Source organism: Sodalis ligni, assembly GCF_016865525.2.
GTDB classification, from domain to species: Bacteria; Pseudomonadota; Gammaproteobacteria; order Enterobacterales; family Enterobacteriaceae; genus Acerihabitans; species Acerihabitans ligni.
This window is the reverse complement of record NZ_CP075169.1, coordinates 5,449,467-5,469,962: the sequence shown is the minus strand read 5'-3', so window position 1 is coordinate 5,469,962 and position 20,496 is coordinate 5,449,467. Positions and strand designations below refer to the sequence as shown.

14 protein-coding genes and 2 pseudogenes are annotated in these 20,496 nt (G+C 50.6%); 11 read left to right on the top strand and 5 right to left on the bottom strand.

The annotated features are described in order from the left end of the window. The first annotated feature begins 19 nt into the window (after positions 1-19). Entirely contained in the window at positions 20-1,069 is a 1,050-nt protein-coding gene (locus tag GTU79_RS25620) for a DUF4097 family beta strand repeat-containing protein (RefSeq protein WP_214513496.1), read from the top strand. 742 nt (positions 1,070-1,811) lie between these two features. Here the strand turns inward: GTU79_RS25620 and GTU79_RS25615 are convergent. Next, positions 1,812-2,672 carry a DmsC/YnfH family molybdoenzyme membrane anchor subunit gene (locus GTU79_RS25615; RefSeq protein ID WP_203520884.1) on the bottom strand — a complete coding sequence of 287 codons (861 nt, stop codon included), beginning with the start codon at positions 2,670-2,672 and terminating at the stop codon, positions 1,812-1,814. A gap of 96 nt (positions 2,673-2,768) precedes the next feature. On the opposite strand from GTU79_RS25615, the pseudogene GTU79_RS25610 reads away from it, so the two are divergent. Together GTU79_RS25610 and GTU79_RS25605 are read left to right on the top strand one after the other, a co-directional pair. Further along, positions 2,769-2,972 (top strand): annotated as a pseudogene (locus GTU79_RS25610) (methylated-DNA--[protein]-cysteine S-methyltransferase); the annotation flags it as partial. 406 nt (positions 2,973-3,378) lie between these two features. Next, a complete protein-coding gene (locus tag GTU79_RS25605; protein WP_214513495.1) occupies positions 3,379-3,738 on the top strand; it encodes a hypothetical protein in 360 nt (119 codons plus the stop codon). A gap of 1,101 nt (positions 3,739-4,839) precedes the next feature. Here GTU79_RS25605 and GTU79_RS25600 read toward each other — a convergent pair. Genes GTU79_RS25600 through GTU79_RS25590 form a run of 3 tightly spaced genes read right to left on the bottom strand, consistent with a single transcriptional unit; the run spans position 4,840 to position 8,782 of the window. After that, complete coding sequence (locus GTU79_RS25600; RefSeq protein WP_214513494.1) at positions 4,840-5,700, bottom strand: DmsC/YnfH family molybdoenzyme membrane anchor subunit; 861 nt, start codon at positions 5,698-5,700, stop codon at positions 4,840-4,842. Between the two features lies 1 nt (position 5,701). Next, a complete protein-coding gene (locus GTU79_RS25595; protein ID WP_203520887.1) occupies positions 5,702-6,319 on the bottom strand; it encodes a DMSO/selenate family reductase complex B subunit in 618 nt (205 codons plus the stop codon). Positions 6,320-6,328: 9 nt separating this feature from the next. After that, positions 6,329-8,782, bottom strand: coding sequence for a DmsA/YnfE/YnfF family dimethyl sulfoxide reductase (locus GTU79_RS25590; RefSeq protein WP_203520889.1), 2,454 nt, complete (start codon positions 8,780-8,782; stop codon positions 6,329-6,331). 373 nt (positions 8,783-9,155) lie between these two features. Here GTU79_RS25590 and umuC point away from each other — a divergent pair. The 5 genes and pseudogenes from umuC (at position 9,156) to GTU79_RS25565 (ending at position 15,225) form a co-directional block, all read left to right on the top strand. Further along, a pseudogene (gene umuC, locus GTU79_RS25585) lies at positions 9,156-10,422 on the top strand (translesion error-prone DNA polymerase V subunit UmuC). A 140-nt stretch (positions 10,423-10,562) separates the two neighbouring features. Further along, positions 10,563-12,731, top strand: a complete 2,169-nt coding sequence (locus GTU79_RS25580) for a hypothetical protein (protein WP_214513493.1) — start codon at positions 10,563-10,565, stop codon at positions 12,729-12,731. 41 nt (positions 12,732-12,772) lie between these two features. Then, positions 12,773-13,306 (top strand): hypothetical protein, encoded by a 534-nt coding sequence (locus GTU79_RS25575; RefSeq protein ID WP_214513492.1) that lies wholly within the window; start codon positions 12,773-12,775, stop codon positions 13,304-13,306. 210 nt (positions 13,307-13,516) lie between these two features. Then, on the top strand, positions 13,517-14,317 hold the full coding sequence (locus GTU79_RS25570; protein WP_214513491.1) for a hypothetical protein: 801 nt from the start codon (positions 13,517-13,519) through the stop codon (positions 14,315-14,317). Next, entirely contained in the window at positions 14,275-15,225 is a 951-nt protein-coding gene (locus GTU79_RS25565) for a hypothetical protein (protein WP_214513490.1), read from the top strand. The genes GTU79_RS25570 and GTU79_RS25565 overlap by 43 nt, the downstream gene beginning before the upstream one ends. 128 nt (positions 15,226-15,353) lie before the next feature. Here the strand turns inward: GTU79_RS25565 and GTU79_RS25560 are convergent, their stop codons facing one another. After that, a complete protein-coding gene (locus GTU79_RS25560) occupies positions 15,354-16,448 on the bottom strand; it encodes a DNA alkylation repair protein (protein ID WP_203520901.1) in 1,095 nt (364 codons plus the stop codon). A gap of 595 nt (positions 16,449-17,043) precedes the next feature. On the opposite strand from GTU79_RS25560, the gene GTU79_RS25555 reads away from it, so the two are divergent. The 3 genes from GTU79_RS25555 to GTU79_RS25545 are packed head-to-tail and all read left to right on the top strand — an operon-like array spanning position 17,044 to position 20,080. Next, entirely contained in the window at positions 17,044-17,808 is a 765-nt protein-coding gene (locus GTU79_RS25555; RefSeq protein ID WP_203520903.1) for an endonuclease/exonuclease/phosphatase family protein, read from the top strand. Then, the gene (gene clsB, locus GTU79_RS25550; RefSeq protein WP_203520905.1) at positions 17,805-19,049 is read left to right on the top strand and encodes a cardiolipin synthase ClsB; all 1,245 of its coding nucleotides are present in this window, start codon (positions 17,805-17,807) and stop codon (positions 19,047-19,049) included. The genes GTU79_RS25555 and clsB overlap by 4 nt, the downstream gene beginning before the upstream one ends. After that, positions 19,046-20,080: a lysylphosphatidylglycerol synthase domain-containing protein gene (locus GTU79_RS25545; RefSeq protein ID WP_203520907.1), complete on the top strand. Its 1,035-nt coding sequence runs from the start codon at positions 19,046-19,048 to the stop codon at positions 20,078-20,080. The genes clsB and GTU79_RS25545 overlap by 4 nt, the downstream gene beginning before the upstream one ends. Positions 20,081-20,496: the final 416 nt, after the last annotated feature.

Here is a 20,496-nt window from a genome sequence, read left to right as displayed (position 1 = left end):
ATTTTTAGGGAATTATATCATGAATACTTCAGGCGCTATATCACCTTCCAATATCGGTACCTCCAGCAATAACCCAACAAATACTTATACGCATGGTAATATTCAGAAAATTGGAGAAAGATTGTCTTCTGATATTTCTTCGAATGGGAATGATATTAGTTTGTTAAATTGTTTTACCCATGAAGGAGACGACAAAATAACCATCGACAGCCGGCAAGGTAGTATATTAATAGAAAAAGGGGAAATAGCCGCCGATGTTAAATCAACCAGTGGGAAGATCGTTGTAAAGGAAGCAGTACTAAAAAAAATTAACACAGAAAAAGGCGCTGTTGATATTTCGAAGCGTACAAATGTAGAAGCCATCGAGACGCTAGGTTCGGGTGATGTCACGGTCAGTGAAAGTGTCGTGAATGAGAATATCTCAACGACGGGTGGTATTGTCAAACTCTTGCAGGGATCAACTGCGAAGCAGATTAACACTACACTTGCAGGGGGTTCTGTCATCGTCGACCAAAGTCAAGTGGTAGAAGATATCTCAACTTACGGCGGATCAGTTCAAATCCAAAATAAATCAAAAGTTAACAATATCACTACATTAATTTCCCGTGGCGAGATTACGGTGGATGAAAGTACGGTGAGCGGCTTAATAAAAACTGCGGACGCCTCTGTTACCCTGACATGTAAAGCAAACGTGAGTAATATTAATACCAAAGGTGATTTAGCTTCAGTCACAGTAAGGGAATCTTCAGCTAAAGAGATAAATACAATCGGCGGGTATATTGAAATCCAAACCCCTACATATCTATCTGAGAGTTTGACCACTGAACGCGGTTTAATATTTATTAATTCTGCTGAATCCAGTAATAATATCAATATCGATCAAAAAACAGGAATATCTTTTATTTATAAAACAACGCTTTCAGGGACGCTTGAAACTAATAGCAAATGTACAGTCATTAATCAGGATTCAAAGCTGGAACATATACATTTCAAAATACCGGCAGAATCCAATACAAATGCTCAATTTCCTCGGGAACCAAATCTTGCTCCAAAGACACAGATGATTTAGTCACCTATGTTATTCCCTATAGAAAAACCATCGTATTGCTATCAAAACACTTAAAACCTTGATACGACCGAACGTACGTTCGATATAGTTCTCAAGGGTAAAGTATCTAAAATCACGGTGGACGATAGCGCTAACCCCGGAGCAACAGTGCGCCTGATCATTGATAAAGAGATTAAGCTGGAAGAAGGGTATTCATTTGATAGTAAAATTGAGATCACGGTTCAAGATTTATCAACTTCAGATCAGGAAATTGAATAATAGACGATGGAATTGAATGAAACGGAAAAATTGAATAGAATGAAATTCAATTCAATATAAGGATAATAATTACGTTATTGAATATATCTTGTAGTAACTGTTACTCGTCAGTGAAATAATATTGGCAATGACCGATGTAATCCCTAATGCTGGATTGAATTTTTGCTACTATAGATAAAAAATATCCTGATACCACTTTACCTAAGATCATTTTCTAATTAGATAGAAAAACAGTTATTTTGAGATTATTAATACAGATAAATGGAGTAAAACAACATGCAAATTTCAGGAAATTCACAGCCAGGCACCAGTCCAAACCCTAAGTTACAGTTCTGTTGCAAGCCGCGCCGAATCCCAGAAAAAAGTGAAACAATAAATTTTTCATGGCAAATTTGATGGGTTAGAAAACCGGTCGCCTAAGCCGGCAGGTTCCACAGTTAGCGCAATAAGACCAACGGCCAGCCTGAAGCATGGAGATCGTGCTTCAGCTGGCAATCGCCATGCCCACCGTCATATGCAAGCCGTAGAATACCGCCCGGCCGATAAGTTCGCCGCCGATAATCAGCACCAGTCCCAGCGCCAGCCCGGCTACAGGCGGCGTTTTGCCGCGGGCCACCGGCCAAAGCCAGCAGGCCAGTCCCAGTACCAGCAGCAACACCCTTCCCGCCATCAGCAGGCCGTAATCGGGGACCATCGCCGAGGCCTGCTGTACCGAACTGTGGATAGCGGCCAGACCGGCGGCCTGCATCATTACCGCCGCCACGCTTATCATCACCGCGATAACGCTTATCCAGGGCAGGTAGCGCCAGCCCGGTCCGCTGATGCCCGCCGTCTGCAGCAGCAGACGGCCCAGCAGCGGTCCGCCGATAAATACCGTCAACACAAAACCCAGCGGGGTGTAAACATTATCCCAGGTGGGCACGGTATCTATCATATAGACCCGGCCCATGGCATATAAAAACAGCAGGCCGGACAGGGCGGTGATCACCAGCCATATGTTGCCCGCCATTCGGGGCATGCGATTAAGCACAGCTATCAGCCAGTAGATGCCCCCTAGGGCGAAAAACAGCGAGCCAGCGGCGATCTCGTTGGACAGCGGCGAGGCGCCGATGCGGTTTAATGAATTCAAGGCCCGCAGCGGCGAACCCAGATGCATCATGGAGGCAAGGAATCCCAGCCCCATCAATAGCCATAAAAAGAACATCGACAGATGCACTTTGCGGATGCCTGCCACCGTCAGGTTACCCGCCAGCAGCACCATGGCCATGATCAGGTAACCGCCAATCACGCACTGGGCCGCCACGGTGAAAAACATCAGCGGCCACTCCGACCATCCGTTACCCATATTAAACCTCCTTAGGATTGGCAAAATAGCCGCTGGTATAACCCAGCGGATGGCCGTTTTATTTTCACCGCCTGTTCAAATCCATTACCGCACTGACGCCTAGGGCCTATGCTTCCGCCTGCCGTGGCCGGCGCCTGCGCCGCCAACCAGCTGGCGGTGGCCATCCCCTTACATCGGGTGGTGCGCAGCGGCGGGGCGCTGTCCGGCTATCGCTGGGACGTTGAACGTAAACGTCAACTGCTGGCGGCAGAAGCTCTGCTTACAAAAGCATGGAGAAAGTACTGTCGGCGGCGGCAATAATTTATTATGCTGGCTCACCGGTATTCTATCCGAAATCATACCTGCTGAAGTTCGTTTTTGAGATAAGGCTGTTACGGGTATGTTTAAGAAACTTATATTATAATCCTCCCTTCAAATTTACGAATTTGCTTTTCTTAAATGCATATCAATACCAAATGTTCTGGGAGATTTTATTATGAACACTTCAAGTACCACACAGTTTTCTAACACACAGTTTTCTAACTCAAACATTCCATCCGATGGTTCAACAGATAAATTTTACCGTTGTGGAGAAGAATTGTCTTCAGATATTTTTCTCAGAAAACAGTCACACTGTTAAACTGTTATACCACCGAAGGGAGGATAAGATACTCATCGAAAGCAGCCAGGGAGATATAGAAATCGAGAAGGGAAATATAACGCCGATGTGAAATCAGCCGGTAATATCAGCTTAAAGGATGCGACCTTAGAAAATATCAATACAAATGGCGGTACTGTTAAACTCACGGATCGTGCTAAGGTAACTAGCATCACCACCGAATATGAGTCTGGTAAAGTGTTCCTCACGAATAGCCAGGTTACCGGAGGCATCGAAACTAAGAATGCCTTTGTAGGAATGTTCCGTCAGTCAACCGTTGCTTCTATTGTTACAGATTGTGGCTCCGTTTTATTGGAAGAAAGTGAAGTTCAGAATAGCATAAAGACCTACAGCGGCACCGTTGAGCTGAAAGATGGATCAAAAGCAAAACGATCGAGACTTGTCATGAATCCGGTCACGTTACGCTAAAGTGTTCTGGAGCCGAAGAGATAAAACCACTGGCGGGAAAATTTCGTTAATGTTTTCACATCCCGACTTCCCCGAAAGGCTGACAACGAAATCCGGTGAAATCATTATCCGTAATATTAAAACCAATAAAATACGCATATAAAACAAGACACAGGTAATACATCTTTTATAAATACTCAACATACTGCAATGATTACAGCAAATAGTAAAAATATTGTTATTGATGAAAAATCAAGCTTGAACCATCTCCATTGGGTTATACCTGAAAAGTCTTGTGAGAAAAATAATCCCACAACAAGGCATGAAATCCTTAAGCAAAGGTTTGCTGGTTCAATCACAATTGGTAGTACTTTTAATAATTGCAAGGCCAAGTCAATTGTGGATAACGCTCAGACCTTTTTGTTTCACAGCCCGATAAATACCAGATTGATGTTTCCAAATCTGTTAATATAGGAGAAAATGTTTTGAAATCGTTGTTTCCGGGAAGATTTTGACATTAACGGTGGATAATTCGGCTAACCCGGATGCTAAATTAAGGTTGGTCACTAAAGGTACCGGCAGTGTGGATTATAGAGATAATATTATCGAGGTGGTTTCATAATTCCCAAAACGTTGTTTTGCTGGCAATAAAAGATCAGAAATAAAAAGTAAAGGGAGAGAAAAGGCTTTAAGAATATCAAATTAGGTATTTTTAGAGCTCATTACTATAGAAGAGATGGATTTAAACAACATGCAAATTTCAGGAAATTCACAGCCAGGCACCAGTCCAGCCACTGCGAATCAATGCGCTCATTCATCCGGTACAGATGTATCAGAAAATTCATTAAAAATTAAAATCTGAATGGAGCTTTAAACCTGGCCGAAAATGTTAAAGGCAATGTATACGCTAATGGCGGTGACGTTCTCATTGCGGATACAATAACAGGGTCCTTAACCCTAAGTTACAGTCCTGTTGCAAGCCGCGCCGAATCCCAGAAAAAAGTGAAACAATAAATTTTTCACGGCAAATTTGATGGGTTAGAAAACCGGTCGCCTAAGCCGGCAGGTTCCACAGTTAGCGCAATAAGACCAACGGCCAGCCTGAAGCATGGAGATCATGCATCAGCTGGCAATCGCCATGCCCACCGTCATATGCAAGCCGTAGAATACCGCCCGGCCGATAAGTTCGCCGCCGATAATCAGCACCAGTCCCAGCGCCAGCCCGGCTACAGGCGGCGTTTTGCCTCGGGCCACCGGCCAAAGCCAGCAGGCCAGTCCCAGTCCCAGCAGCAACACCCTTCCCGCCATCAGCAGGCCGTAATCGGGGACCATCGCCGAGGCCTGCTGTACCGAACTGTGGATAGCGGCCAGACCGGCGGCCTGCATCATTACCGCCGCCACGCTTATCATCACCGCGATAACGCTTACCCAGGGCAGGTAGCGCCAGCCCGGACCGCTGATGCCTGCGCCCTGCAATAGCAGGCAGCCCAGCAGCGGTCCGCCGATAAATACCGTCAGCACGAAACCAAGAGGGGTATAAACAGTATCCCAGGTGGGCACGGTATCTATCATATAGACCCGGCCCATGGCATATAAAAACAGCAGGCCGGACAGGGCGGTGATCACCAGCCATATGTTGCCCGCCATTCGGGGCATGCGATTAAGCACAGCTATCAGCCAGTAGATGCCCCCTAGGGCGAAAAACAGCGAGCCAGCGGCGATCTCGTTGGACAGCGGCGAGGCGCCGATGCGGTTTAATGAATTCAAGGCCCGCAGCGGCGAACCCAGATGCATCATGGAGGCAAGGAATCCCAGCCCCATCAATAGCCATAAAAAGAACATCGACAGATGCACTTTGCGGATGCCTGCCACCGTCAGGTTACCCGCCAACAGCACCATGGCCATGATCAGGTAACCGCCAATCACGCACTGGGCCGCCACGGTGAAAAACATCAGCGGCCACTCCGACCATCCGTTACCCATATTAAACCTCCTTAGGATTGGCAAGATAGCCGGTGGTATCACCCAGCGGCCGGCTGCCGGCGTTGGGCTTGATAACCAGATTGGGCTGGGTGAACATCGGGTCGGGCAGCGGCGCCACCGCGGCCAGATCGCCGTATTTGTCGCGCAAGTCGCCGATGGGCGCTAAATCAAGCGCCCGCAGCGGGCAGGATTCCACGCAAACGGGTTTTTGCCCCACCGCCACCCGTTCATGGCAGCCGTCGCATTTGGTCATATGGCCTTTCTCGGCGTTGAACTGCGGCGCGCCGTAAGGACAGGCCATATGACAGTAGCGGCAGCCGATACAGATATCTTCGTTCACCACCACGAAGCCGTCGTCGCCTTTATGCATGGCGCCGCTGGGACACACCTTGACGCAGGCGGGATCTTCGCAGTGGTTGCAGGCAATGGAGAGATAATAGGCAAAAACATCCTGATGATAACCGTAGCCGTCTTGCTGCCAACTGCCGCCGGTATATTCATAAATGCGGCGAAAGCTGACATTGGGACCGAGATTTTTGTAATCCTTGCAGGCCAGCTCACAGGTTTTACACCCGGTACACCGGCTTGAATCAATATAAAAACCGTATTGCGTACTCATCGGCTACTCCTAAACCTTCTCTATCTCAATCAGGTTGGTATGCTGCGGGTTACCCTTGGCCAGCGGCGACGGGCGCTGGGTGGTAAGGGTATTGATGCAGCCGCCGTGATCGATTTTGTCCCCCGCCATATCGGCCTGGTGCCACGCCCCCTGTCCGATGGCGGTAACGCCCGGCAGGATGCGCGGCGTCACCTTGGCGAAGATCCGGATTTCACCCCGGTCGTTGAATACCCGCACCCGATCGCCGTTGTTGATATTCCGGCTTTGCGCGTCCAGCGGGTTGATCCAGACTTCCTGTGGACAGGCCGCCTGCAATACGTCGATGTTGCCGTAAGTAGAGTGAGTGCGCGCCTTATAGTGGAATCCGGCCAGCTGCAGCGGGAAACGTGAGCGCAGCGGATCGTTCCAGCCTTCGAAGGTGCTGGCATACACGGGCAGCGGGCTGATGACTTCGTCCGCTTTCAGTTCCCATGTGGCGGCGATGGCGGACAGGGCGGTGGAATAAATTTCGATTTTGCCGGTGGGGGTCTTTAGCGGATGGGCCTGGGGGTCCTGGCGGAAATCCCGGTAGGCGACAAAATGTCCGTCCGGGTCACGGCGTTTATAAATCCCCTGGGCCTTCAGCTGATCGTAAGAGGGCAGCAGGGGGTCTTCCGCCAGCATCTTGCCGTAGAGAAACTGCAGCCATTCGGACTGGCTGCGCCCTTCGGTGAATTTCTGCTCGATATCCGGCCCCAGCCGCTGCGCGATTCCTTTGGTTATCTCATAGATGGAGCGCCGTTCGAATTTCGGCGTGGTGGAGGGCTGGCCGAAGATCAAATACCCCATATTGCCGGCATAGTCATTGGGCACGATATCTTCCTGTTCGGTGGTCATCAGGTCCGGCAGCAGGATATCGGCATACTTCGCCGAAGAGGTCATAAAGTTTTCGATAACCACAATCATCTCGCAGTCCTGCTCGTTTTGCAGAATCTTGTGGGTACGGTTGATATCGGAGTGCTGGTTCACCAGGGTATTGCCGGCATAGTTCCAGATAAACTTGATGGGCACATCCAGCTTGGCCTTGCCTTTAACGCCGTCCTTCAGGGCGGTCATTTCCTTGCCGCGATAGATGGCGTCGGTCCACATGAACACCGGGATCTGGGTTTTAACCGGGTTTTTCAGCACCGGCATCCGTTCGATGGTAATGGTGTAGGTGGATTCACGGGCGCCGCTGTTGCCGCCGTTGATACCCACATTGCCGGTGAGGATCGGCAGCATGGCGATGGCGCGCGCCGTCTGTTCGCCGTTGGCCTGCCGTTGGGGTCCCCATCCCTGGCAAATATAGGCCGGTTTGGCGCCGCCGATTTCACGAGCCAGCTTGATTATCTGATCCCGCGGGATGCCGGTGATTTTTTCCGCCCAGAACGGCGTTTTGGCGGTCTTATCGTCCCCTTGGCCTAAGATATAGGCTTTATAGTGGCCGTTGGCCGGTGCGCCGGCGGGTAGGTTTTTTTCGTCGTAACCGACGCAATAGGTATCGAGAAACGCCTGGTCCACCAGGTTCTCGGTAATCAACACCCAGGCGAGGGCCGAGACCAGCGCCGCGTCGGTGCCGGGGCGGATGGGAATCCATTGGTCCTCCCGCCCGGCGGCGGTATCGGTATAACGCGGGTCGATAACAATCATGCGGGCGTTGGCGCGTTCACGGGCCTGCTCCAGATGGTAAGTGATGCCGGCGCCGCTCATGCGGGTTTCCGCCGGGTTATTGCCGAACATCACCACCAGCTTGGTATTGACGATGTCCGAGGTGCTGTTGCCGTCGTTGCTGCCGTAGGTGTAAGGCATGGCGGCGCTGATCTGCGCCGTGCTGTAAGTGCCGTATTGCTGCAGGGAACCGCCGTAGCAGTTCATCAGCCGGGTCACCAGCGAGCCAGACGGAGAGGAGCGGGTAAAGTTGCCGCCGGTGATGCCCGATGAATAATGGATATACACCGCTTCGTTGCCGTAGTCTTTGACGATGCGTTTGAGATTATCGGCAATGGTATCCAGCGCCTCGTCCCAGCTGATGCGAACAAATTTGCCTTCACCACGCTTACCCACCCGTTTCATCGGATATTTAAGCCGGTCGGGATGGTTCATCCGGCGGCGTATGGATCGGCCGCGCAGGCAGGCGCGCACCTGGTGATCGCCATAAATATCCTGACCGGTGTTATCCGTCTCAACCCAGTAGACTTCGTTATCGCGGGTATGCAGACGCAGCGCGCAGCGGCTGCCGCAGTTCACCGAGCACATGCTCCAGACCGTCTTATCGTCTGCCCCGGCCGCCGGGATCGGGGCCATGGCGCTACGGGCGAATGTGAAGGGTAACTGTAGCGCGCTGCTGGCGATAAGCAGTCCTCCCGCCGCCATGCCGCCTTTCACCAGGCTGCGCCGGCTGATGCCCGACTCGGCCAGGGCGGTTAAAAGAAAGTTTTCCTTCATCTGCCATCCCCCGATATATTTTTATCATCCTGTCTGCCGGCGGCACGGATATACATAGTGTGCTTATGGTTATTTGATGAATTACTTTTATGATGATGAATGAAAAATAATCAGCGAATATTGTTCTCGGACAATTTTGTTATAAAAACCCCGTTTTTTAAAAAGCAAAAAATATGATACGTTAGGTAATTTATTATATAACGGTGCGATAAATGAGACGATTTATAAAGGCGGCACAGCCTTAACCCGAAAGCGATAACTGAATATTTCCTGTTAACAACGGGTTGGCTGTTTGCCGGGGGAGGGTGGCTTCACAAGGCGAAGCGCATGCCGCTATACTGTATTTAATTACAGTATTCAGGCGAGCGCATCCATGTATGCCCTGGTAGACATCAATTCCTTTTATGCATCCTGCGAGACGGTATTCCGGCCGGAGCTGCGGGACCGGCCCGTCGTGGTGCTCAGTAATAACGACGGCTGTGTGATTGCACGTTCGGCGGCGGCCAAACGGTTGGGTATCAATATGGCCGAGCCCTATTACAAAATCCGCGAGCATCTTGCCCGCCACGGCGTGGCGGTCTTTTCCAGTAACTATGCCCTGTATGCCGACATGTCCCAGCGTGTGATGTCCCTCCTTGAGGAGATGGCGCCGGCGGTGGAAATTTACAGTATCGATGAAGCTTTCCTCGACCTCACCGGCGTCAGCGCGTGCGCCTCTTTGGAACAGTTCGGACGGGAGGTGCGGCAAACCCTGCTGCAGTGTACCAAGCTCACCTCCGGGGTGGGCATCGCTCCGAGCAAGACACTGGCCAAACTGGCGAATCATGCGGCCAAGAAGTGGCGTAAGACCGGTGGGGTGGTGGACCTCTCCTCACCCCTGCGCCAACGCAGGTTAATGGCGCTGATGCCGGTGGAAGCCGTGTGGGGCATCGGGCGGCGTATGGGGAAAAAACCTGCGGGCCATGGGCATTTGCACCGCGCTGCAGCTGGCGGATTCCCCGCCGGCGTTTATCAGGAAAAACTTCAGCGTGGTACTGGAGCGCACCGTCAGGGAACTGTGCGGCGAATCTTGCCTGGCGGTGGAGGAGGTGCCGGCGGTAAAACAGCAGATTATCAGCAGCCGCAGCTTCGGATCGCGTGTCAGCCGCTATCAGGACATGCGCGAGGCGGTATGTGATTATGCCGGCCGGGCGGCGGAGAAACTGCGCGGCGAGAAACAATTTTGCCGGCAGGTATCGGTATTTATCCGCACCAGCCCCCATGCCCAGGGGGAGCAATTCTACGGCAATCAAGCCACCGGCCTGATTCCCATTCCCACCAATGATACCCGGGATATCATCGCCCAGGCGGTTCAATGCCTGGAGAGTATCTGGCTGGAGGATCAGCGCTATTTGAAAGCGGGCGTCGTGCTGGGTGATTTTTTTGATCAGGGGGTGGCGCAGTTCGGCTTATTTGATGACTACAAGCCGAGGGTAAACAGCGGGTTATTAATGAAGACCCTGGATAAACTGAATCGCGGCGGCGAAAGCCGGGTCTATTTCGCCGGCCAGGGCGTCCGGCGGCAGTGGCAAATGAAACGGGAAATGCTGTCGCCGGCCTATACCACCCGATTAAAGGATTTGCTCCGGGTGTCGGTGTGATCGGCGGGTAGCCTCGGTGATGTTCCATCACGGAATAGTTATTTTATTATTTGATATTTTGCCATTTTTTTTAATTTTTTCCTCCGCAAATAATACATTATATAAGAAAATTCCAGCGGTTCCGCATCAAGAGAATTCTCATGCTCATAACGCCTTTGGTCTCACCCATTGTCACCGTTTTTTCAACGGCGTCTTCCGCCATAAACAGCGCCGGTATCTGGTTAAATGCCTGCGTGCATTTCAATATAAATGAGCAATGGCACGATGATTCAGATCGTTCCGGTTCGCCTGTTTCCCCAGCGGAACAGGCTGAATCGATGATTCCTTTTACGGAAGACTGCCGCCGCTGTGTCAAAGAACTTATTAGAATTTTGGGCGCAGTGAAGCAAGCAGAACTTATCTCGGCTGGATTAGCGAAAATTCTTCCGGGACTTCCGGTGGATGTCGTCATGGCCGCGCACAGCCTGTATATAGCCGTCACGGAAAAAAGAAACGTGGATATGGTCTTTTTAAACGCGATGGGTCTGGCCTCTTGCTGCACGTTTGGCAGCAATAACCCCATTCCAGGGTTGGCTCATTTTATACGAGAAACCATACTGGACTATACGAGTGAGACTTATTTTGATCAATACCTAAGCCGTGACGACGGCCATCCCTCAGGAAATTTTTTTACGGCTCTGGCCGTTTTTGCTCTTATCACCAGATATTGGCTGACGGATGAAGGCGCTCCACAAAGAAGGTTGCTCAAGATGCCGATTTTTTTCGGTAACCTGCTGATTAGGGTAAATTGCTATTGGCATCTTCTTTCGAATATGGCGCAGCGTGGAGCCGCTGCCTACATCGCGCCGGCAACGCGGGGAGACCTGCCGGAATCGGCGTTTGAAGTTGATACCTTCGTAAGAATCACTCATAAAAATGACGAACGTCTCTCACAGCATACGTTTTCTAAAACAAACATGCCTAACGCCTTATCCGGCAAATTTACCGGAAAAACAGAACTGTTGGCATTTCATTCGAATTCAACAGTCTACCCGGAATCATTAACCAAAGCGACCGCGAACAATAAATTTTCGCCAGTGCCAGAAGCTAACCATAACGATGCCGCCCGTGCCCTTCATGCCTGGAGCGTCGAAAAGCTAAAACAGCGACATAAAATTGCTGAGTTACAGAATTGTAACACTAAAATAACAAGAACGTATGAACGAGAAATTAACAATATAGTTTTAAATTCACAGCTAAATACTAAGTGTGACGCAGTGGCCGTAGTTCCCCCCTTGTTAACCACAAAATCTGGTTATTCTGTCCAAAAAAGGGATTTTAATTCCGTAAATGTGGTTGCCAACGCAGTGGTTAATCCGCAAAAGTCTGTTGCTGGCGGGGGAGGGAGTAACGATGTGCGTATCCCGTTGATGACAGCGGCCGCTTTGGCCACTACTGCTTACGCACCGCACTCGGTTCTGTCAGGAAAAAAATTCATGGTGGCCCTCGGTTCTTTGGCTCTTACGACCATCGTGGGCGGAGCAAGGGCACTCTATAACTTTATAAACTCAATTGAAAGTGTAGGCAGCACTGTCTCAGGCAATCAGCGTTCCTCGGACTTATTGAAGTCGGTGAATAACAGTGATAATGAGGTGATAATATTAAGAATCAATAAAAAAATCATTAGGTTTCTCAGGAAAGAAAAAATCCTTCCTGCAAGAAAGAATAGTCAAGGTAATATTTCTTTAGAAAAACTTATCGCTGCGGTTGCTGAATATCATCTTAATAATTTAACTGAAAAAACGATTCCATTATATATTCTTAATAGCTTGAATTTATTTGTCGGAGAAAACACGAAGACATTAACTCTTACCCAGGCGGAATCTGCCATAAGCAGTTGGCTTTTTGGAGCAATACTCAAAAAAAATCCAGCTGAATATGCCTATAGAGAAATTATGAATGATAAAAATCCATCCCACATAGCTATCAGCAGCATAAAGTATCTATTTTCCCTGGAAAAACTACAAGCCGACGGTAAGGTTGATCTTAATGATCTTTCCACCGAGATGAATTCTTATTTCAATCGATTTTGGTACAGATACACATTGAAAGAAATGCCGTTTCTTTATTATTTTATTAACGAAAGCGGCGTGAAGTCCCTTTCGCCTGGTGAAAACGAATTTGCGGATCTGTATGCAGGATGCCGATACCTAGACAGCATTAATGCTTTAGGTGAATTTAACCGGACGGAAGTTTCGGCAATTGGTGAGAAAATGTGGGATCAAGCCATTGCCAATGGAGTGGGAGCCGGAATACAGCACTATTTTTAACACCCGCGTTGCTATTCGCTGCTCAGAATCCTTCGGATAAAATGAATGGCGTAGAGAACATTCATGACGCCACTTCAGCAGTAATCAATGACTATCTTGAATACAGAAAAGGGGTTCAGGCGGCTCTTAAAGATATGACAGTGAAGCTTGATAGCTACAAATCTGCTGTTCGGCAATGGCTCGCCAGAGGGAAGCTCGCTGATGTAATCATCGACAGGTGTTCTGTAATAATCCCGCTACCAAGCCTGGCTGACCCCATACTCACTAAGGAACAGAAGCAGTTGAAAGGGAAAGCTGAAGCCAAGGAATTGTATATGAATGGCATTGCTCCTCCCTGCAAGGACGCGCCGACAAGCCTGGAGGACGAGTATCAAAAACTGACGTTGAGCGTCGCAGATCAATTTTCAGCATTGAATGAGTATCTACTCTATTCCGCTATGAGGTCGGCTGGAAAAGATGAAATGGATTTCATTTTTTCACAGGCTGCGGTTATCCGTCCAGTGGCGCTGAACATGAACACCAGGAAACCTATTAACTTTGCCTATAATCACCCATGTGACAAAACATCAAGGTGAAGCTTGAGAAAACCAACCTTTTATTGTTTCGTTAGGGAATGAAGAAAGAATATATGCCCTTAGAACAGGAAACGATGAAACCGTTAATCGGTATGAACTGTTTCGTGTTGATCGGGATATACATAAATATATAGAAAATGATCTTTTAGATTATAAGATTTTTCTTAAAAATACACTATCAACAAAAATACCGTTTATGTTGATAATGAATTGTTCGAGTTTAAAATTATTCCTCTAAGAGCTATTATCAAAGACAATAATCAAAGCGGTGAGGTGCTTATCGATTTTCTGAATAAGCAATACCACGATTTTTTATACGCTGCTCTTTATGAAGCGGGAAATGAAAAATCTCAAGGACAAAATGTCTGGGCAGTGGCAAAAGAAATGATACCATTTTATAATTGTATTGAAGGTATCGTAAATAACGATCCCATTCAGGCCCTTCCTTCCTGTTTGATGGATTGGGTGTCTTTTATCCCACTGTTGGCGGGCGCGGCCAGACTGGGCGAAAGGTTCGGTACGGGTTTTGCCCAGGGGGTACGTGCCGGCGGTATGACTTTAAGTCAAGGGGCGATTTCACGCGCCGGCCCGGCTTTTTTGCAGAAAGTCAGCTTACCGGAGTTAAAAGAACTGTCCGCCTTGGGAAAAACGTTTCTCCGGGGTATGGACCCAGGGTTTGACCTGCTGTACGGGTTAGGAAAAGAATCCGCGCATAGATTGATAAAACAGCTTAAAGTTGATGGGAAAACCGCTGCCTTAGCGGAAAAACTGGAGTATGTCGCGCAACGACGAATGCAGGTTTCCACAGCGCCTTACGCTATGGGCAGACTTCCAAACACGGAGTTAATGATTCCTGTAAAGAAAATAGGCCGCATATATGGGAAGAATATCTTTTCTCCCATGAGTCCTGATATAGGAATGAACGCCGGGGCCCACTTTGTTCTTGCCAAAACGGCCGGCTTATTTCATTGGATGAACTCGCTACAAATATCCATGTGTCTCCAAAACTGAAGAAATTTATTACTCCTGAGATGTATGCACGAGATGTGGATGTTGCTGGATTGTCTGTATCTGATAGTCAGGGGATACGGCGGGATGCCCAGGGTAACATTTATATCAAAGTTAAGAATAATTTCGTGAATTTGAAAATTACAAAGGGACAGTACTTTTTGAAATCACGGGAAACATATATCCCACTGATTATAAAAAAAGACAGGATTTACCTGGAAAATTTATCTCACAGGTTAAGAAGACTACAGTCGGAAGGGTTGAGTGGCAGAATAGCAAAACCTCATCAGGTCATACAACACAAGCTCGGGATGAGCGAACAGCAGGCCAAGACTTTATTGGATAATTATGACTTTCCACAAGACAGTGAACTCTATACAGAGGTGAATTTTGCCCTTTGGATTAAAGAATCAGGGCAGATTCCGGAATGGGCGAATGAGTTTAAATTGCTGGAGTTTGAAAACTATTGCCCGCGTTTTAAAAGCCCATCAGTACAGGACAATGGTCTTTATTCCTTCGACGGTGCAGAAGGTTATGCGTATCGGGTGGATGTGAATTCTCCCGATCTCATTCTGAAACAAGGTTTTACTTCATCGCATGATTATACTGCTATTGGAAAAATGATTCCGCCAGACGAACCATGTGTGATAGTAGCAGGAGATATAACCGGGGCACTACGATATAAAACATTAGTTAAAGATTCGTATTTGTACAAAATTAGATTAACGAATACAAGAGGAGTGTCTCTAAAAGATAATTTAATGAGAAACCAGGATGGGCTAAAATTATTCCTTGCTGAAAACACAAAAAGAATTACCGAACTATCGATTCTTTGGGCAGCGACAGTCAAGGCGCAATTTATCTGGACGAAATGCATATCTATAAGAATGATATTGATCCCCAAGAGATAAGCGTGGTGCCAATTGAGGAAATTCAGCAAAATTTGCCTTTGTCAAATGGACGCTGGCGAAATTATTTTTGATCCCCATCAAATCAATCCGCCTCCGTCAACTCTTTTGACAAGGCGCTTCGGCCTTCGTTAGCGGATCGCAAATGCCCCGCGCGCCAGGCACTCGCCGTTGATAAAAATTTCCACCACGTGTTTACCGGCGTAATGCGTCCGGGTGGTGAAATTCCGGATTGTCTGGCTACGGGTTATGGTCACCGTTTCATGAGGGGCCAGGGTCAAGGTCTTGAGCTTGAACACCTTGGCTGAGGTGGCGCCGGATTTTTTGACATAATGAACGGTATAGTCGATAACCAGCCGCTGCGGAAGGGCCGAGGTGGAACGCAGGCTGAAAGCCAGGACTACCGGTTCCCCCAGCGCCAGCGCCGCCGGAGTGACCGTGAAGGCTTCGACGCTGACCTGTGCCGCGCTGCCGGCCCCTACCAGACCCAATGCGCGGCGATCTCCCTGCTTGATCAGGGTGCGTAAGGCATGGCGGGCAATCCAGGCACTGGCGGGATCCTCCAGCGGCCAGCCCGCCAGGAGATCCATGACCCATTCCGGATGATCCTTGGTGATATCATTAAGGTGATTTGCCACGGACTTTCGCACGTAAAGGCTGGGATCGGCGCGCAGGTTGTTCAGTATCCCGCGTACCGGCGAGGGATCGGCCCGCAGCGCTTCCAGACGAAAGGACCAAGGTAACCGCGGGCGGCTGCCTTCGCTGGCCAGCCGCCGGACGTGCTCGTTTTCATCCCGGGACCAGATTTCCAGCAGCGCCAGCCCGTGGGACATATCCTGGCGCAGGAAATGCCGCACCGCGAATTCCGACGAGCCGAAGGAGGTAAAAAAACGCAGCGCCTCCATAGACAGCTCATAGTCCTCCAGCCCGTACATGGCCACGTATTCCGGTAAAATCAACGTAACGAAGCCCCTGTCCAGACGGGGAGCGAGACGGCGCAAAATCTCCAGCGCCGCGGGGAATTCCGCCGGCAGGCCGTCGTGAAGACAAGCACTGACCCGGCGCAGCCGCGCCATCAGCGACAGTTCGTCCAGTCCGGCGGCGGCGGCGGACAAAAAACGCGCCTTGGGAAATTCCCCGTAAACGGACTCGGTTTGCGCGGCGATAAACTCCAGCCGCTGCTGGTTGAAAATCTCTTTCAGCGCCGGGGCGCTTTGTTCGGACATTCCCTCTCTCCATCCGGTGGCTGCGATAAAGCAGGCTAATGAAAATTACCGCTAGCCGCAAGGGCGAAGAACCCGCCGGCCGGCCGCCGCGGAAAGCCGCCATAACGACGGCGGGTTAACGTGGATGTCATAACGTATCCGCAGGTAACAAAACGTAATCTTGAATCAATTTTTATAACTTTTTTCTTTGTCGCGCGTCGGCGCCGCCGTGGCCGGAATGAGGGCCGCCATGAGGGTAAAAGTCAGGGTTATTAATCAGATAAACCGGAACCGTCACGGACGGCCACGGGCACGGCCACTCACTCGCCGGGGGATCGCCATTGGCGGAGTTGCCCCTGGATGGCTACGATAATAAGCATGATCATAAATTTCAATAAAATGAGGAAGCCGCACCATGACGGTTTCCATCAATTTTGCGGCCCGATTTCACGGCATAAGCCGTCGAACTCCGCACCGTAACATTCGCGGTTCAAACCAACCTTGTACTTTTCGCCTGCCGTCACCGGAAGCGGCGGGCTTTTGCCAAAGGATAACCCAGGGGTTTTGCACCATGCTTCGAACGAACCTTCACGTAGAGAAAAAAGAAACAGTGAGCATGACGACATCAGCGGAGCAGGGATTCTCCTTTAAGGTATTAACCATCAATACCCACAAAGGCTTTGCCGCGTTTAACCGGCGTTTCATCCTGCCGGAGCTGCGCGAAGCGGTACGTACCGTCGATCCCGATATCGTTTTTTTACAGGAGGTATTGGGAACCCATGAAAAACATTCGCGGCGGTTTGAAAATTGGCCGGTGGTGCCGCAATACGAATTTCTGGCCGATACCCTGTGGGCCGATTTTGCCTATGGCCGCAACGCGGTCTATCCCGATGGCGATCACGGCAACGCCCTGCTTTCCCGCTTTCCCATCGCCAGCTACCATAACCTGGATCTCTCGGTTCAGGGCACCGAGAAGCGCGGTATGCTGCATTGTATCCTCCAGGTGCCGGGCCGGGATATGCCGCTGCACATGATGTGCGTGCATTTAGGATTAAGGGAGCGGCATCGTCGTGCGCAGATGCTGCTCATAAGCAAACATATCGCCACCCTGCCCGAGGGCGCGCCGCTGGTGCTGGCAGGAGATTTCAACGACTGGCGCCAACAGGCCAATGCCCTGCTCGGCCGGGAAGCCGGTCTGGAAGAGGTGTTCACCAAAGCCTACGGCCGCCCGGCCAAGACATTTCCCGCCCGTTTTCCGGTATTGCGCCTGGATCGCATCTATGTTCGCAATGCCCGTATCAGCCGGCCCACCTCCCTGGCCAATCAGCCCTGGTCGCATCTGTCCGATCATGCCCCGTTGGCGGTGGAGATTTCGTTATGAATATGGAATGGCGTGACGGCAATAAAATCTCCCTGCTGGAAAACGGCGAGGAATTCTTCCCGCGGCTTTATGACCGGATAGGCCGGGCGGAAACGGAAGTGCTGCTGGAGACCTTTATCCTGTTCGAGGATAAGGTCGGTTTGGCCCTGCAAGAGAATCTCATTGCCGCGGCGCGGCGCGGCGTTAAGGTGGAAGTCATGGTGGACGGTTACGGTTCGGCCAATCTTTCCGAGGGATATATCGCCGCCTTGACCACCGCCGGGGTTCGTTTCCGCTTTTTTGATCCCCGCCCGGCCTTTATGGGGATGCGCACTAATATGTTCCGCCGCCTGCACCGTAAAACGGTCGTCGTGGACGGACGCATTGCCTTTATCGGGGGTATTAACTTCTCCGCCGAGCATTACAGCGATTACGGCCCGCAGGCGAAACAGGATTATGCGGTAGAGCTGGAGGGGCCGGTGGTGGCGGATATTCACCGTTATACCCTGGAAACGCTGTACAGCGAGGCCCGGCAGCGCAACTGGTGGGGACGACGCTCGAAACTGCCGGCCTATAACCGTCAGCCCGGCGATGCCCAGGCGCTGTTCGTCTATCGTGATAACGACGAACACGATACCGATATCGAGCGGCATTATCTCGATATGCTGCGCACCGCCAAGCAGGATGTGATCATCGCCAACGCCTATTTTTTCCCCGGCTACCGGCTGCTCAAGGAGATGCGTAACGCGGCGCGGCGGGGCGTACGGGTGAAATTGATCGTGCAGGGGGAGCCGGACATGCCCATCGTAAAGGTAGGGGCGCGGATGCTTTATAACTATCTGGTGCCGGAGGGGGTAATGATATATGAATATCTCCGCCGCCCGCTGCACGGCAAAGTCGCCGTCAAGGACGACTATTGGGCCACCGTAGGATCCAGTAATCTCGATCCCCTGAGCCTGTCGCTGAATCTTGAAGCTAACGTGATGATTCACGACAGTCAGTTCAACCATACGCTGCGTAATAAACTCGATCGGCTAATCGCGGAGGACTGCCAGCTTATCGATGAGAGCCAGGTGCCGAAACAGACCTACTGGCATCTGGCGAAAAGCGTTTTGGTGTTCCATTTTTTGCGGCATTTTCCGGCCTGGATCGGCTGGCTGCCGGCCCATACGCCGAAATTATCCCTGGTGCCGCCGCCTGTGCAGCCGGAAATTGAAACCCAGGACCGCGCCGAACCTGAAAACGAGGGCGCCAAGCCATGAAGCATGACGACTCTTCCCGCCGCCATGGGAGGCAGCCGAAACAAAAGCACGGGCGCTGGCCCGTAATAAAAAAAATGCTGACGGCGCTGTTTTTTATCGCCGTGGCGGTGTTGCTGGTGGTGTATGCGCGCAAGGTGGACTGGGGCGATGTCGCGCAGGCCATTACCCATTACAGCCGGCGATCGGTACTGATTGTGACGGGGCTGGTGGTGGTCAGCTATCTGCTGTACGGCATTTACGATCTCATCGGCCGCGCTTACTGCGGCCACAAACTGGCGGTGTCGCAGGTCATGCTGGTTTCATTTATCTGTTATGCCTTTACGCTGACCCTGAGCACCTGGGTCGGCGGCATCGGCATGCGCTACCGGCTCTATTCCCGTCTCGGGCTGTCCAACAGCGCCATCACCCGCATATTCAGCCTGAGCCTCGCCACCAACTGGCTGGGGTATATTCTGTTGGCCGGCGTGGTCTGCGCCTTCGGCGTGATAAAGCTGCCGGGAAAATGGGATATCAGCGATATGGCGCTGCGGCTCATCGGCATCGGCTTATTGCTGTTTATCGCCGCCTATCTGTGGTGCTGCGCCTTTGCCAAACACCGCCGCTGGACCGTCAGGGGCCAGAAGCTGGTGCTGCCGTCGCTGCGCATGGCCGGCATGCAGTTGCTGGTGTCTTGTACCAACTGGATGGTGATGGCGGCCATTATCTATGTCCTGCTGAATAATAAAGCGGATTTCCCGCTGGTGCTCGGCGTATTGCTGGTAAGCAGCATTGCCGGGGTGATTGTGCATATTCCGGCGGGCATCGGGGTGCTGGAAGCGGTATTTGTCGCCATGCTCGGCGGCGAGCATCTTAGTCACGGCACCATTATCGCCGCCCTGTTGGCCTATCGCGCCATCTATTTTATCGCGCCGTTATTGCTGGCGATTGTGCTCTATTTCGGCTTGGAGAGCCGTGCCGGTGCGCTGCGGGCGAAAACACCCTCACGGGACAAGAACGTGGGTCCCGATATAGCAGAGGACGGAGAATCCTAGACCGGTAAGGTTTTGAAAAGAACCGGTCTTATGAGGCTGGAGGAAAGAGTTCAAACCGGGCAGCGACGGCAAGGAAAACAATTTAAGCCTGCTGCCACATATGGATAAATGAATATTATCGGCGGGTATCGGAATCTATACACTGGCATAAAAAACTGCGCCGCCAAACACCGGGGAAACGCACAGGGGGTTGGGGCGCAGCTCTCAAGGCAGCTTTTAAAGAATCGGATTAATAATGGCGATGGTATCCGCCGCCGTCATGGCCGTCATGGCCGCCATGGCCCCGGCCCCACGGTCCACCCCAAATGCAGCCGCTTAAAGCAACGCTGAGCATAATAATCCCGAGGTAAGTCAAAATACGACGCATTGGCAAGCTCCAGTTAATTTATCATTGCATACGCTGTAATGATTAACCT